Raw genomic sequence first — 14,557 nt, 5'->3', positions numbered from 1 at the left:
ACTGTTGCGCCCGTGACTGAGCAGACGTTGGTACTCATCAAGCCGGACGGCGTGGCCCGGGGCCTGGTCGGGGAGATCATCACCCGCATCGAGCGCAAGGGTCTGAAGCTCGCGGACCTGAAGCTCGTGAACGTGTCCGAGGAACTCGCCGCCCAGCACTACGCCGAGCACGCCGAGAAGCCGTTCTTCGGCTCTCTCATCGAATTCATCACCTCGGGCCCGGTCATCGCGGCCGTGCTCGAAGGCCCCCGCGCCATCACCGCCTTCCGCCAGATCGCCGGCGGCACCGACCCGGTCGAGAAGGCCGTACCGGGCAGCATCCGCGGCGACTACGCGCTCGAGACCCAGTACAACCTCGTGCACGGCTCCGACTCGCCCGAGTCCGCCAAGCGTGAGATTTCCCTCTGGTTCCCCGAATTCGCTCTCTAGAGCAGGCTCGGGAGTTATACCCCTGAACGCCTTGTCGCAGGAGGTCTGGGGGTCGCACCCCCAGACCCGGGCGCGACCCCGGGTCGCGCTCAGACCCAGCTGAAAGCGGGTCCGAGCCGCCCGGCAGCGGCCGGAAGCGGCCCACGGAGTCCCGGAAAGACCGGGCTCGACCGGCCCCGGACCCGCCGAAAATCGCTTGACGCCCTTCCCTGGGCGTGCGCACGACAGCCCGCCGAGCCGGGCAACCACGCGTCGCGGGCGCGACGCCTCCGGCGCGTGTGGGATACTGGCTCTGGAAGTGGCCGACGCCCGTCATTAGCGGCAGGTGGCTGCCACCTTCGATTGACACCGCGGCACGACGGACGATCATCGCTGCCGCCGACGGCTTCCAAGACTCGGCTGTCGGCTGGCACGCTGGATGAACGCTCGGGCCGTGGAGTTGAGCCAACCAGCCAGGCGCCACGTGACCAGTTAGCCCGAACGACGAGAACAAGGTGATAACGGGCCACACGGCGCGAAGACTTACGATCTCGTGCCCCGGTGGGGTGCGAGGCCAACTAATTGCCCCCGCGTCGGCCGCGGTCACTCTCAGGAGGGACGCGCCCGGGGGCCCGAGGAGAATTCGTGGCCGATCAAGAGCCGCAGGATGCATCGCAGGTGAATGGTGTTGGGGAGGCTTCGGACACCACCGGGGCTGCCGAACAGTTGCCGGAACGGATCCGAGTGCACGCACTGGCGAAGCTGCTGGGAGTCACCAGCAAACGTATTCTGGCCCACCTGACCGAGATGGGCGCGCAGGCGCGAAGCCCGCAATCCAGCCTGGACCGCAATGTCGCCGAATCGGTGCGCGATGCCTTCGGGCCGCGTGACGTCGAAGCCGGCGCACCCGAGCCGGTATCGCCGGCACCGATCGCCGAGGCGACCGTCGACGAGGCCATCGCGGCCGGCGACGACCGCGCGGCCGACGAGCTGGCCGCCATCGAGGTCGAAGCGGCCGAGGCCGCCACCGCCAAGTCCGTGGCGCAGCCGCAGCAGTCGCTGTTCACCAGCCCGTTCCAGGCGCCCGAGCCGGCGCCCGCCGAGCCGGTGACCTATCAGCCCGCCGCCATGGTGGCCGGGCCGCTGTTCCTCGCGCCGGACGCCACCGCCGTCGAGGAGACCCGCCGCAAGCGCCGGGCCGAACGCAAGGCCCGCTTCGAAGAGGCGCCCGAGGACAAGCCCGCCGCCCCGCCCGTCGAGGACAAGCGTCCGCAGCCGCAGCCGGTTGTGACCGAGGAGACCGCGGCGGATGACGCCGAGGACACCGAGGACGACGGCGACTGGGAGGACGGTCAGGACCGCGAGCAGCGCGGCGAGAGCGGTTCGCGCCGCCGCCGTCGTGGTCGTCGCGGTCGGGGTCGCGGCCGTGGCGAACAGCACGGCGACAACGACGCCGATGACGAGGACCAGCGTCCGCAGTCCGCGGGTGATGCCGAGGACGAGTCGGCCGACTCCGCCGACAACGATGCCGAGGACGACGACGAGTCGGACGCGGTGCCGGAGGGTTCGAGCAGCCGTCGCCGCCGTCGCCGCCGTCGCCGTAAGGGTGGCGAGGACAACGAGCCCGAGGTCGCCGAGGACGATCCGCCGAACACGGTCGTGCACGAGCGGGAGCCGCGCAGCAAGCGCCGGGCCGCCGCTGCGGCCGCCGCCGCGTCCGCGTCGGACGAGGTGCAGGGCATCAGCGGTTCGACGCGGCTCGAGGCCAAGCGTCAGCGCCGCCGGGACGGCCGGGAGGCCGGTCGCCGTCGCCCGCCGATCCTGACCGAGTCGGAGTTTTTGGCCCGCCGCGAGGCGGTGGACCGGGTGATGGTGGTGCGCGAGAAGCACTTCCCCGATCACCCGACGTCCACCACGCAGGTGGCGGTGCTCGAGGACAACATCCTGGTCGAGCACTTCGTGACGTCGACGGGTTCGGCGTCCATGGTCGGCAATGTGTACCTGGGCAAGGTGCAGAACGTGCTGCCGTCGATGGAGGCCGCGTTCGTCGATATCGGCCGTGGCCGCAATGGCGTGCTGTACGCGGGCGAGGTGAACTGGGAGGCCGCCGGTCTGGGCGGCAAGGAGCGCAAGATCGAGCAGGCGCTCAAGCCCGGTGACACCGTGCTGGTGCAGGTGTCGAAGGATCCGGTGGGGCACAAGGGTGCCCGCCTGACCACGCAGATCAGCCTGGCCGGTCGCTTCCTGGTGTACGTGCCGGGCGGTACGTCCACCGGTATCTCCCGCAAGCTGCCCGATACGGAACGCAAGCGGCTCAAGGAGATTCTGCGCGATATCGTCCCGCAGGACGCGGGCGTCATCATCCGCACCGCTTCGGAGGGCGTCTCCGAGCCCGAGCTGGCGCGCGATGTCGAACGGCTGCAGGCCACTTGGCGCACCATCGAGGAGCAGGCCAAGAACGGCTCCGGCGCGCCCAAGACGCTGTACGAGGAGCCCGACCTGCTGGTCAAGGTCGTCCGCGACCTGTTCAACGAGGACTTCTCCAAGCTGGTCATCGAGGGCGACCGCGCCTGGACCACCGTCGAGAACTACGTGCGCACGGTGGCTCCGGACATGCTGGCCCGTGTGGAACGCCACGAGAGCAGCGGCGTCGATGTGTTCGGTGCGTTCCGCATCGACGAGCAGCTGGCCAAGGCTCTCGACCGCAAGGTGTGGCTGCCGTCCGGCGGCACCCTGGTGATCGACCGCACCGAGGCCATGACGGTCATCGACGTCAACACCGGCAAGTTCACCGGCTCCGGCGGTTCGAACCTCGAAGAAACCGTCACCCGCAACAACCTGGAGGCGGCCGAGGAGATCGTCCGCCAGATGCGCCTGCGCGATATCGGCGGCATGATCGTCGTCGACTTCATCGACATGGTGCTGGAGTCCAACCGGGATCTGGTGCTGCGCAGGCTGACCGAGGCGCTGGGCCGGGATCGCACCCGCCACCAGGTGTCCGAGGTGACCTCGCTGGGCCTGGTCCAGATGACCCGCAAGAAGCTGGGTACCGGTCTGGTGGAGGCGTTCTCGACCACCTGCGAGACCTGCCACGGTCGCGGCATCCTGGTGCACAACTACCCGGTCGAGTCCGCTCCGGCGGCCAGTTCCGACGAGGGTGCGGGCCGTCGCGAGGGTTCGCGTCGCCGTCGCAAGGACCGCGGCAAGGACAATGCGGCGGAGGCTGTTCCGGCCGTCGCCGAGGCTCCGGCCGAGGAGCTCGACGAGGAAGAGGAGACCAGGGTGGCCGCCAAGCGCGCCCACCCGGTCGCCCTGGCCATGGCCGCGCATCAGGCCGAGGAAGCCGCGCATTCGACGGGCGAGGATGCCATCGCGGCCGCCGATGCGGCGAATACGATTCTCGCCGAGGGTGATACCGCGAGCACCGCGGATGTCACCGCGGCGGTGGGTCGCATCGTGACCGAGGCGGAGAACGCCGCCGCCGAGGCCGCGCTGGCGGCCGGCGCGATCGAGAAGATCGAGGCCGCCACCGAGGCGGACGCGGAAGCCGCTGCGGCACAGGCCGCGACGGCGGCCGCCGAATCGGGTGGCGTGGTCTCCGCGCAGACCCTGCAGTTGGCCGAGCCGTCCTCGAACGGGACCGCCGCGCGGGCTGCCACCGAATCTCCGCGGGCTGCCGGTGCATCCGCGCAGGCCGCCGCCGATGCGGTGGTTGCTCCTGCGGCTGTGGCCGATGCAGCCGAGGCTGCGGTCGTGGTGACCGAGGCGCAGGCCGCGGCGGAGGTGCAGACGGCTGCACCGCTTTCGGGCGATACGGCATCGGGTTCGAGCGGTACCGGCTTGAGCGATGCGGCGCCTGCCCGTCGCCCGGGGCGTCGCCGGGTGGCCCGTACTGCGGCCGCCCCGGCCTCCGACAGCAAGGGCGCGGTGTTCGTGCTCTCCAGTTCGGATCAGCCGCAGACGCCGGCCCTCAACCTCGAGGACCTGGCGCCGGCGGAGGTGCCTCCGCGCAGTCGTCCGCGTCGCCGTGCGGCCGGTCGTCCGGCGGGTGCCCCCGAGGGCGGTAACTGACCTGTAAGGCAGAAACGTGAGTGGCCCCGCCGGTTCCACCGGCGGGGCCACTCACGTCTGTTCAGGGCGGTTCGTAGTCGCACCGGATGCGGTGGGTGCCGTCCGCGTCGACGGTTGTGCAGCGGACCTGCGGATACTCGGCTTGTAGGAATGCGACAGCGACCGCGGAGTTGCGCCGATCACCCCAGTTTGGAGGGGGTTGGCTAGTTCCTGTAGTCTTGGCCAGTCGCTGCCCCATGCGACGGCACTCTGTTGTGACTAGTGCTGTGAGAGTGGGCCCCGGTTCGGTTTGAGAGCCAACGGCCCCGAGGCGGCGGTGAATACCCCAGACCAGTCTGCGGCGGTTTCCGGTGTGAATCGGATGCCCGCCGTGTGAGCAGAGTGCCGAGTATTTCGAGCACTCGAACAGAAAGAAGGGCAGCCGACCGATGGCAACGTACGCGATCGTCAAGACCGGCGGAAAGCAGTACAAGGTCGCGGTCGGTGACCTGGTGAAGGTCGAGAAGATCGAGGGTGAGCCGGGCACTGCGGTGTCGCTGTCGCCGGTGCTGCTTGTTGATGGCGCCGAGCTGACCACCGATGCTGACAAGCTGGCGAAGGTTTCCGTGTCCGCCGAGGTCGTAGAGCAGACCAAGGGCCCGAAGATCCGGATCCACAAGTTCAAGAACAAGACCGGCTACCACAAGCGTCAGGGCCACCGTCAGAAGCTGACGGTCCTGAAGGTCACCGGCATCAAGTAATCCGACTTGGGGTTCGTCACCCCGGCACGAGGAGTTTGAAATGGCACATAAGAAGGGTGCATCCAGCTCGCGCAATGGTCGCGATTCGAATGCCCAGCGGCTCGGCGTGAAGCGCTTCGGCGGTCAGGTCGTCAAGGCCGGCGAGATCCTGGTTCGCCAGCGTGGCACGCACTTCCACCCCGGCGTGAACGTCGGCCGTGGCGGCGACGACACGCTGTTCGCCCTCGAGGCGGGTGCGGTCAAGTTCGGCACCAAGCGTGGCCGCAAGACCATCAACATCGTGGTTCCGGAGCCGGTGAACGCCTGACCGGCACACCGGAGTCCTCTCCACTTACTTCCGAAGCGGGTCAGGGTTGTACAACCCTGGCCCGTTTTGTTGTTTTCGATACGCCGATCACGGCATACGAGTCCTGAAGGAGGATGATCACCGACATGTCCAAATTCATCGACCGTGTCGTGCTGCACGTTCGTGCGGGCAAGGGTGGCCACGGGTGCGCTTCGGTGCGCCGGGAGAAGTTCATGCCGCTGGGTGGCCCCGATGGGGGTAACGGCGGTAATGGCGGGGACGTGATCCTCGAGGTCGATCCCAATGTCCACACGCTGCTGGATTTCCATTTCCATCCGCATGCCAAGGGCGGTAACGGCAAGCCCGGTGAGGGCAGCAACCGCAGTGGCAAGCAGGGTGAGGAGCTGTTGCTGAAGGTGCCGTCGGGCACCGTGATCCTGACCGAGGACGGGGAGGTGCTTGCCGATCTGGTCGGCCCGGGTACCCGGTTCATCGCGGCGCAGGGTGGTCGCGGTGGTCTCGGCAATGCGGCGCTGGTGTCGAAGGCGCGCAAGGCGCCCGGTTTCGCGCTGCTCGGCGAGGACGGCCAGGAACGGGATCTCGTTCTGGAGCTGAAGTCGGTCGCGGATGTGGGCCTGGTGGGCTTCCCGTCGGCGGGCAAGTCGTCGCTGGTGTCGGTGCTGTCGGCGGCGAAGCCGAAGATCGCGGATTACCCGTTCACCACGCTGGTGCCGAATCTCGGTGTGGTGCAGTCGGGTGACACGACTTTCACCATCGCCGATGTGCCGGGCCTGATTCCGGGTGCCAGCGAGGGGCGTGGCCTGGGGCTGGACTTCCTGCGGCATCTGGAGCGGACCGCCGTGCTGGCGCATGTGGTGGACTGCGCGACGCTGGATCCGGGTCGTGATCCGATCTCCGATGTGGATGCGCTGGAGGCCGAGCTGGCCGCGTATCAGCCTGCGCTGAAGGCCGATACCGGTCTGGGTGAGCTGGCGGATCGGCCGCGCGTGGTCATTCTCAACAAGACGGATATCCCGGATGCGGACGAGCTCGCCGATATGGTGACGCCGGAGTTCGAGTCCCGCGGCTGGCCGGTGTTCAAGATCTCGGCGGTGAGCCGGGAAGGCTTGCGGCCGTTGACATTCGCGCTCGCGCAGATGGTCCTCGACTATCGTGCGTCGCAGGTCGTGGTGGAGCCGAAGCGGCCGGTGCTGCGGCCGGTTGTCAAGGGCGACAGCGGATTCCGTGTCGTGGTCGATCCCGAGATCGAGGGCGGGTTCATCGTGCACGGTGAGCGTCCGGAGCGCTGGGTGGCGCAGACCCAGTTCGACAATGACGAGGCCGTCGGCTACCTGGCGGACCGTCTGGCGCGCCTGGGCGTCGAGGACGAGCTGGTGAAGCTGGGCGCGGAGCCGGGCGCCTCGGTGACCATCGGCGATTACGTCTTCGATTGGGAGCCTTCGATTTCCGCGGGCGTGGAGACGCTGCTGACGCGCCGCGGCGTGGATCCGCGACTCGAACAGACCGACCGCATCGGCGCCGCCGAGCGCAAGCATGCCTCGCGGGCGCGCCGTGGTCTGCTGACGGAGGACGAGGAGTAGTAGCGCGCGGCGATACCCCCGCCCGCGGTGCGGCGGGCGGGGGTGCCGCGGGCGAGAACGGAAGTGCGGCGATACTTTTCGTATCGCGAGCGAATTGAGGTGTGGTGCAGGTGAGTTCGAGTATCACGCAGGCGGAGGCCGGAGTGACCGGGGCAGGCGAGGTGAGCGAGGCACGCCGGGCGATCGCGACGGCGCGCAGCGTGGTCGTGAAGATCGGCTCCTCGGCGCTGACGAGTCTCGAAGGCGGTCTCGACACGGCCCGGCTGGATGCGCTGGCCGATGCGGTGGAGACGCGCATGCGCGCCGGATCGGATCTGGTCGTGGTGTCCTCCGGCGCGATCGGCGCCGGTATCGCGCCGCTCGGACTGTCCAAGCGCCCCAAGGATCTGGCCACCAAGCAGGCCGCCGCGAGCGTCGGCCAGCTGGCTCTCGCGCACGCATGGGGGACGTCGTTCGCGCGCTACGACCGGGTGGTCGGTCAGGTGCTGTTGAGTGCCGGTGACTTCGGCCGCCGCGAGCCGCACCGCAATGCGCAACGCACCCTGGACCGCTTGCGCTCCCTGCACGCGATCGCCGTCGTCAACGAAAACGACACTGTCGCAACGGAAGAGATCCGTTTCGGCGACAACGACCGCCTGGCCGCGCTGGTCGCCCACCTCGTCGGCGCCGACGCCCTGATCTTGCTCTCCGATGTGGACGGCCTCTACGACGGCGACCCCCGCAAGGGCGCGGCCAATTTCATCCCCGAGGTCCGCAGCAGCGCCGATCTGGACGGCGTCATCGCCGGCAGCGGCGGCGCTCTCGGCACCGGCGGCATGGCCTCCAAACTCTCCGCCGCCCGCCTCGCCGCGGACGCCGGCGTACCGGTCCTGCTGGCGGCCGCTTCCGATGCGGCAGCAGCCCTTTCGGGCGCCACGGTGGGCACGGCCTTCGCCGCCCGCCCGGTCCGCCTGTCCGCCCGCAAGTTCTGGGTCCGCCACGCCGCCGACCCGCACGGCGCGGTCCATCTCGACGCCGGTGCGGTCCAGGCCGTCGCCGAACGCCGCCGCTCCCTCCTGGCGGCCGGCATCACCCAGGTGACCGGCCACTTCTACGGCGGCGATGTCATCGACCTGGTAGCCCCCGACGGTCACGTGGTGGCCCGCGGCGTAGTCGCTTACGACAGCGACGAACTCGACTCCATGAAGGGCCGCTCCACCTCCGACCTCCCCGACAGCATGCAGCGCCCGGTCGTCCACGCCGACGATCTCGTGAAGGTTTAGCCGCAGCGCGCCGGCGGTTCGCGGAGCGGATCTGCCTCGCAACGATTTTCGATCCGTGGCGACGCAGATCGGCTGCGTCTCGCTTGCGAGGCCGGACGCCGCGGAGAGTGGCAGTCGCGCTGTGGATTCGGCATCCGGAATGTGCAGTGTGGGTGGTAGGCACGGATATCCGGCGAGAATCCTACTGGGCGGGCGGTTTGGTTTTTGGGCGTGTCGGTGGGCGCGCGGGGGGATGGGCGGGGGAAAGGCGTGGAAAGGGCAGTGGGCGGGCGGGCGGTCCGGCGCATCCTGGAATGGCACCCGGCGCCGCATCGAGATGTGCCCTTCGCCGATAGCGATTGCCTGGATCCGGCGCGGTCCGCCCTTGCCGCGTCGGGCTCGCGGTCCGGTGATCGCCCGCGGCGCCGGGTGTGCCCGCACCGCCGTGGGAGGTAGGTATGTACGTACCGCAACCGGATAACGCACAGTTGTGGCGGGCGAGCGGCCGGGACAACGGTTTCGAGATTCGCCCCCTGCTACCCGACTGGCACGAACTGCTGGCCGCGTTCTGCGGCCATATCGGGGACCAGCCCGAGGACCATCCGGTCACCCGCTGGGCCCGCACGCTCGCCGAACTGCATCTGCAGCGCCGCAACCACTCCGGCGACGCCGGCGGCATCGACGAGCTACGCGCGCAAGTGGTCCACTTCATCGATGAGTGGGTGGCGAATCGAGCGCTGCGGAGGGGTGTGGCGCGCGGTGAGTCCCTGGGTTCGGTGGTGGATGCGATGGCCGCGGCGCATGTCCGCGCGGTGTATCTGCTGAAGACCGTGGAGAAGGTGTCCGACGAACAAGTGCATGCGGCCTGGTTCATGCTCGCGCAGATGGCGGACGGCTGGACCGATCGCGCCGCCCAGGTGGTGACTCCGCACGCCCGCCGCACGGCGTGAGAGCCGGACCGCCACTTCCGGAGACGTCCCGGCCGGCCGAGCGCAGGTCTTGCCGGGGCCGCGGGGATGCGGGTCGTCCGAGCGCCGTGGTCCGGTGCCCGGGCGACCCGGCGCGGTGGTCGGCGCAGGGGGCCGATCACCGCTCGGGGGTGTCATTACCAGGCGGGGTGCGCTTCGAGAATGCTGTCCGGCCCCACGGTGGGGATGATGCGGCTGAGCGTGAAACCGCTGCGCGACAACAGGGTTCCGAAGCTGTGCGCATCGCGCTCCCGGCCGGTGGCGTTCACCAGCATTTCGAGATCGGTGAACTTGCCGACGTGCGGGCGCCCGTGCTCGGGCAGCACGATATCGATGAGCAGCAGGCGGGCGGCGGGATCCATGGCTTCGCGGACCGTGCGCAGGATGCGTTCGGCGTCGGCGTCGGACCAGTCGTGGACGATGTGTTTGAGCAGGTAGGCGTCTCCGCCCTTGGGCGCGGTGTCGAAGAAGGATCCGGTCTCGATGGTGAGCCGGTCGGCGAGACCGAGATCGGGCAGCTGCATCGACAGCTCCGCCACCACTTCCGGCAGGTCGAAGACCACCCCGTGGATGGCGGGAGTGCGCCGCAGGATGTCGGTGAGCAGACTGCCCTGTCCCGCACCGATATCCACGATGGTCCCGAACTGCCCGAAGTCGTAGGCGGCCAGCAGCGTGTCCACCGAGAGGCCGCTGACGGCGGTCATGGCGCGGTCGAACAGATCGCCGATCTCCCGGTTGGTGGCCGCGTATTCGAAGAAGTCCATGCCGTCGAGCGCCGGGCCGACCGACTTCCCGGTGCGCACCGCGTCGGCGAGATGCCCCCAGTGCGTGCGGTGATATTCGGATCCGAAGAACAGGAACAGGTCTCGCAGCGATACCGCGCCGTCGCTGCGCAGCGCCTGGGACATCCGATTCAGCTGGTAGCCCCCGTCCCGCCGTTGCTCGAAGATGCCGAAGCTGACGAGCAGCCGTAGCAACCGCCGGAGTGCGTCCTCGTCGACGCCGAGCTCCCGCGCGAGCTCACCCGGCTGCCGTGGTCCCCGGGCGAGTGCGTCGGCGATGCCGAGTTGTGCCGCCGCGCTGATGGACTGTGACAGGAAGCCCATCATGTGTAGTTCCAGCAACGCGATGTGACCGGGCACGAACCTCCGGTGCAGGGCCGCCAGTCCGTCACGGAACCGTCCGACGGCCCGGGCCAATGGGAGCGGCGGGACCTTGGGTGCTGCGGACGCCATGAGGAACTCCAAAGGGTCGTGTGGCGGCTGCTCGGGGATATGTGGAGGGTACGCGGAATGTAGCTGGTGAATAGCGAAATTCGGGCGCGGGGCGTCAGGCGGAGAAGGCGGCGGCGTTTTCCCGGGCCCACTGGGCGTAGCTGCGGGCGGGAACGCCGAGCAGGGTTTCGGTGGTGTCGGCGACGGGTTGCGGAGTGTCGGCGAGCGTGGCCCACGTGGTGAGCAGGGTGTCGACGATGAAGGCGGGCATGGTGACGGACATCTGCCGGGCGGCCTGTTCGGGGCTGACGCGGACGACCGGGATATCGCGGCCGAGCGCCTCGCCCAGCAGGGCGATCTGGCGCTCGAAGCTGACCGCCTCCGGCCCGGTGAGACTGACTGTGCGGCCACGCAATTCGGGTCCGGTGAGGGCGGCGACGGCGATATCGGCGATATCGCCGGGATGGATCATCGCCAGCGCGGCCTCCGGATACGGGAGTTCGACGGGCTGCTTGCCGGCGATGGCCCGGGCCCAGGAGAGGGAGTTGGAGTCGAAGCCGCCGGGCCGCAGCACCGTGGTGAGGATTCCCGAAGCGGCGAGGGCATTTTCGACCGCGAGGTGGCGGGCGCCGATCGGATTGTCCGCCGCGGTGGGGCTGTCGACGGCGGATGAGGAGAGCAGCACGATGTGGTCGACTCCGGCCGCGCGGGCGGCGGTGACGAAGGTGTCGATTCCGGCGGGCTCCGCGTAGAGGAATACCTGGCGCGCCCCGTCGAGGGCCGGGCCGAAGGTCTCCGGCGCGTCGAGCCGCAGCTCGGCGACCTCGACGCCGGCGGGCAGGGTGAGGTCGGCGGGCGCCTTGCTGGCGGCGCGGACCGGCAGGCCGGCGGCGTGCAGCCGGTCGAGGACCGTTCGGCCGACCTGGCCGCGGACGCCGGTGATGAGGGTGGTCATGGTGGATCTCCATTCCGGAAAATCTATGTCACGAGACATGTAGATGCTGTCATGCACATAATTGGCCGTCAACACATATATTCGCGGAGGCATGCATATGATGTGTCCATGACCGCGAAGGACGAATACACCGCCGACGAACTGCTGGATGCCGTGGGACCGGCGTTCGGCAAGTTGCGCCGCGGCGTCCTGCGTGAAGTGGAGAACCCCCTGTCCGCCAAGGACATGTCACGCACGCTGGTGCTGAATATCGTTGCGGAGCAAAGCGAATCGCCCGGATCGGAGGTCACGGTCGGCGGTCTCGCCGAGCATCTCTGCATCGATCCCTCGGTGGCGAGCCGCACGGTGACCGACAGCATCAAGGCCGGCTACCTGATGCGCGTCCCCTCCCAGCGGGACGGCCGCCGCGCCGTCCTGCGACTCACTCCCGCCGGCCACGAACTCATGGCCCGCTTCCGCCACTGCCAGCGCGAAGCCTTCGAAAACATCACCGCCGACTGGCTCGAACACGATCGCCTGGAATTCGCCCGCCTCATGCTCCAGTACGTGGATTCGATAGAGCGACTCCGTGATCGCCGCACCGCCCGTGAGGTCGAGGCGGCGACTCGCGCGGAATCGATGCAGGCGGATTAGGTTCGTGCCGAACAGGAATCAGGGCTGAAGGAGGCCGCCGGCATAGCCGATACCCGGACCATCCGAGGGCTTCTCGGGATCCGGCACAGGGTTCTTCGCTTGGACTTCCTCGACCCATTCCGTCGGCTCCGGGGGTAGCTTCCGCCAGCGGGCGCGCGGGTCGGAGGCGGTGTCGTCCGTGTGATCGGTCATCATCGGCTCCTTGCCCTGATCGGGTGGTGTTGTTCCGGTCAGGCGGGGGTGGCGAGGGCGAAGGGGAGTATCGCGTCCGCGCCGGCGGCGCGTAGGGCGCGGGCCGCCATGGTGAAGGTCCATCCGGTGTCGGTGAGGGCGTCCACCAGGAGGATCGGGCCTTCGATGTCGGTGAGATCCGGTGTGTCCCAGGCATTGTGGAGGGCGGCTACGCGGAGGGCCGAGTTGGCGGCGGAGATGGGCGGGAGGTCGGGGCGGAGGGGGAGGACGCCGAGATCGCGGAGACGGCCCACCTCGGCGAGGCGGGCGGCGAGCGATCGGGTGAGGAGGGGGTGGCGGGGGGATTCCAGGGCCAGGACGGCGGTGGGCCGTTCGGTCCAGGTCCATTCGCGCAGAACGGTTGTGCACGCGCGGAAGACCTCGTCCGGGACCGGGGCGTCGGGGCCTTCGATGAGGGGGCGCAGGCGCTGGCCCCAGCCGATATCGCTGAGGCGGCCGAGGACACGGCCGGTCTCGGCGCCGCCGGTGATCTTGCCGGACAGGGAGATTCCGAGTTTGGCCATGCCGGTGGGCCATTGCTTGCGCGGGGCGAGGTCGATGCCGGGGCGGTCCAGGCGGGTGCGGATGGCGGCCAGTTCGGCGGTGTCCACGGCGGTGTCGGCGCGGGTGCCGGTGCAGTTGTCGCAGCGGCCGCAGCCGGGGGCGCCGGCGGTCAGGCCCGGGTCGTCGAGCTGGGCGCGCAGGAAGTTCATCCGGCAGGCGGTGGTGGACTGGTAGTCGATCATGGCCTGCTGCTCGGCTTCCCGGGCGACGGTCAGGCGTTCGTAGCGTTCGGTGTCGTAGACCCAGGGCTGACCGGTGCCGATCCAGCCGCCGCGCACGCGGCGGACCGCGCCGTCGACATCGAGGACCTTCAGCACCATTTCGAGGCGGGAGCGGTTGAGTTCGACCTGGGGTTCCAGAGCGGCGGTGGAGACGGCGCGGTCCGAGTCGAGGGCCGAAAGCACCGAGCGCACAACGTGTTCGCGCGGGAATGCCACCGAGGCGAAGTAACTCCAGATCCGGCGGTCTTCCGGTCCGGGGAGCAGGATGACCTCCGCGCGGGCCGTGCCACGGCCCGCGCGGCCGACCTGCTGGTAGTAGGAGATGGGGGAGGAGGGTGCGCCGATGTGCACGACGAAGCCGAGATCCGGCTTGTCGAAACCCATTCCGAGCGCGGAGGTGGCGATGAGCGCCTTCACCTCGTTGTCGAGCAACGCGATTTCCAGGGCTTCGCGTTCGGTGGGGTCGGTCTGGCCGGTGTAGGCGGCGACGTGATGGCCGTGCGAGTTCAGTACATCCGCGAGGTCGTGTGCGGCGGCGACGGTGAGGGCGTAGACGATGCCCGAACCGGGCAGCTCGTGCAGGCGTTTGCTGAGCCAGGCGGTGCGTTCGACGGCGTCGGGGATGCCGGCCACCGACAGGTGCAGTGATTCGCGGTCCAGGCTGCCGCGCAGCACCAGTGTGTCCGTGCCGATCTGGGTGGCGACGTCGGTGACGACGCGGTCGTTGGCGGTGGCGGTGGTGGCCAGCACGGGCACTTCGGAGCCGAGATCGGCGATGAGCGTGCGGATCCGGCGATAGTCGGGCCGGAAATCGTGCCCCCAGTCGGAGACGCAGTGCGCCTCGTCGATGACGACAAGTCCGGCGTCGGCAGCCAGCTTCGGCAGCACGGAATCGCGGAAGTCCGGATTGTTCAGCCGCTCCGGGCTGACCAGCAGCACGTCCACCTCACCGGCGGCGACGTGCGCGTGGATCTCGTCCCACTCGGTGACATTGCCCGAATTGATGGTTGCCGCAACGACTCCCGCGCGTTCGGCGGCCGCCACCTGGTTGCGCATGAGCGCCAGCAGCGGTGACACGATGACCGTCGGCCCGCGCCCCTGCGCACGCAGCAGCTTCGCGGAAATGAAGTAGACCGCGGACTTACCCCAGCCCGTCCGCTGTACCACCAGTGCCCGTCGCCGCTGCACCACCAGTGCCTCGATGGCGGTCCACTGATCCTCCCGTAGCCGCGCGTCCGGTCCGGCCAGCTCGCGCAGCAGCCGTTCCGCATCCTCCCGGAGGCCGAGTGCGGTCGTGGTCGAGGTGTCGGAATCGGTCGAGGTCACGCGCTCCAGCATGCCCCACCCCACCGACACCCCACCCCCCGCACCACAACTTCGCACCCCCTGCTGCACCTGACGCCCCGGCCGGGCGCCGCACGCTC

Annotated in this window: 12 protein-coding genes; 8 read left to right on the top strand and 4 right to left on the bottom strand. The window is 69.2% G+C overall.

The features are described from left to right. The first annotated feature begins 12 nt into the window (after window positions 1–12). From ndk to ACIP5Y_RS05880, 7 genes are all read left to right on the top strand, one after another. Entirely contained in the window at window positions 13–429 is a 417-nt protein-coding gene (ndk, locus tag ACIP5Y_RS05910; protein ID WP_400347958.1) for a nucleoside-diphosphate kinase, read from the top strand. Window positions 430–1,053: 624 nt separating this feature from the next. Further along, window positions 1,054–4,479 carry a translation initiation factor IF-2 N-terminal domain-containing protein gene (locus ACIP5Y_RS05905; protein ID WP_400347956.1) on the top strand — a complete coding sequence of 1,142 codons (3,426 nt, stop codon included), beginning with the start codon at window positions 1,054–1,056 and terminating at the stop codon, window positions 4,477–4,479. Between the two features lie 428 nt (window positions 4,480–4,907). Then, entirely contained in the window at window positions 4,908–5,219 is a 312-nt protein-coding gene (gene rplU, locus ACIP5Y_RS05900) for a 50S ribosomal protein L21 (RefSeq protein WP_397003502.1), read from the top strand. Window positions 5,220–5,259: 40 nt separating this feature from the next. Next, window positions 5,260–5,526: a 50S ribosomal protein L27 gene (gene rpmA, locus ACIP5Y_RS05895; protein WP_400347954.1), complete on the top strand. Its 267-nt coding sequence runs from the start codon at window positions 5,260–5,262 to the stop codon at window positions 5,524–5,526. A 125-nt stretch (window positions 5,527–5,651) separates the two neighbouring features. Further along, window positions 5,652–7,106, top strand: coding sequence for a GTPase ObgE (gene obgE, locus ACIP5Y_RS05890; RefSeq protein ID WP_400347952.1), 1,455 nt, complete (start codon window positions 5,652–5,654; stop codon window positions 7,104–7,106). A gap of 161 nt (window positions 7,107–7,267) precedes the next feature. Further along, a complete protein-coding gene (gene proB, locus ACIP5Y_RS05885; protein ID WP_400349150.1) occupies window positions 7,268–8,368 on the top strand; it encodes a glutamate 5-kinase in 1,101 nt (366 codons plus the stop codon). Between the two features lie 437 nt (window positions 8,369–8,805). Further along, the gene (locus tag ACIP5Y_RS05880; protein ID WP_400347951.1) at window positions 8,806–9,297 is read left to right on the top strand and encodes a DUF4254 domain-containing protein; all 492 of its coding nucleotides are present in this window, start codon (window positions 8,806–8,808) and stop codon (window positions 9,295–9,297) included. Between the two features lie 155 nt (window positions 9,298–9,452). Here the strand turns inward: ACIP5Y_RS05880 and ACIP5Y_RS05875 are convergent, their stop codons facing one another. Further along, complete coding sequence (locus ACIP5Y_RS05875; RefSeq protein WP_400347949.1) at window positions 9,453–10,550, bottom strand: methyltransferase; 1,098 nt, start codon at window positions 10,548–10,550, stop codon at window positions 9,453–9,455. A 94-nt stretch (window positions 10,551–10,644) separates the two neighbouring features. Beyond that, window positions 10,645–11,484, bottom strand: a complete 840-nt coding sequence (locus tag ACIP5Y_RS05870; protein ID WP_400347947.1) for an NAD(P)H-binding protein — start codon at window positions 11,482–11,484, stop codon at window positions 10,645–10,647. A 108-nt stretch (window positions 11,485–11,592) separates the two neighbouring features. Between ACIP5Y_RS05870 and ACIP5Y_RS05865 the strand changes: the two genes are divergently transcribed. After that, window positions 11,593–12,117 carry a MarR family winged helix-turn-helix transcriptional regulator gene (locus ACIP5Y_RS05865; RefSeq protein WP_400347946.1) on the top strand — a complete coding sequence of 175 codons (525 nt, stop codon included), beginning with the start codon at window positions 11,593–11,595 and terminating at the stop codon, window positions 12,115–12,117. 18 nt (window positions 12,118–12,135) lie between these two features. Here the strand turns inward: ACIP5Y_RS05865 and ACIP5Y_RS05860 are convergent, their stop codons facing one another. Together ACIP5Y_RS05860 and ACIP5Y_RS05855 are read right to left on the bottom strand one after the other, a co-directional pair. Further along, window positions 12,136–12,309: a hypothetical protein gene (locus ACIP5Y_RS05860; RefSeq protein ID WP_400347944.1), complete on the bottom strand. Its 174-nt coding sequence runs from the start codon at window positions 12,307–12,309 to the stop codon at window positions 12,136–12,138. A 38-nt stretch (window positions 12,310–12,347) separates the two neighbouring features. Continuing rightward, complete coding sequence (locus ACIP5Y_RS05855) at window positions 12,348–14,471, bottom strand: RecQ family ATP-dependent DNA helicase (RefSeq protein WP_400347942.1); 2,124 nt, start codon at window positions 14,469–14,471, stop codon at window positions 12,348–12,350. Window positions 14,472–14,557: the final 86 nt, after the last annotated feature.

Source organism: Nocardia sp. NPDC088792, from assembly GCF_044750615.1.
GTDB lineage: Bacteria > Actinomycetota > Actinomycetes > Mycobacteriales > Mycobacteriaceae > Nocardia.
The sequence above is the reverse complement of the archived record's forward strand: the minus strand, read 5'-3'. Positions and strand labels throughout refer to the sequence as shown.

What these genes read in the sequence shown, in the direction of transcription:
- rplU (WP_397003502.1), top strand. Translation starts at nt 4,908, where the DNA reads ATGGCAACGTACGCGATCGTCAAGACCGGCGGAAAGCAGTACAAGGTC.
- rpmA (WP_400347954.1), top strand. Translation starts at nt 5,260, where the DNA reads ATGGCACATAAGAAGGGTGCATCCAGCTCGCGCAATGGTCGCGATTCG.
- obgE (WP_400347952.1), top strand. Translation starts at nt 5,652, where the DNA reads ATGTCCAAATTCATCGACCGTGTCGTGCTGCACGTTCGTGCGGGCAAG.
- ACIP5Y_RS05880 (WP_400347951.1), top strand. Translation starts at nt 8,806, where the DNA reads ATGTACGTACCGCAACCGGATAACGCACAGTTGTGGCGGGCGAGCGGC.
- ACIP5Y_RS05875 (WP_400347949.1), bottom strand. Translation starts at nt 10,550, where the DNA reads ATGGCGTCCGCAGCACCCAAGGTCCCGCCGCTCCCATTGGCCCGGGCC.
- ACIP5Y_RS05870 (WP_400347947.1), bottom strand. Translation starts at nt 11,484, where the DNA reads ATGACCACCCTCATCACCGGCGTCCGCGGCCAGGTCGGCCGAACGGTC.
- ACIP5Y_RS05865 (WP_400347946.1), top strand. Translation starts at nt 11,593, where the DNA reads ATGACCGCGAAGGACGAATACACCGCCGACGAACTGCTGGATGCCGTG.
- ACIP5Y_RS05860 (WP_400347944.1), bottom strand. Translation starts at nt 12,309, where the DNA reads ATGACCGATCACACGGACGACACCGCCTCCGACCCGCGCGCCCGCTGG.
- ACIP5Y_RS05855 (WP_400347942.1), bottom strand. Translation starts at nt 14,471, where the DNA reads ATGCTGGAGCGCGTGACCTCGACCGATTCCGACACCTCGACCACGACC.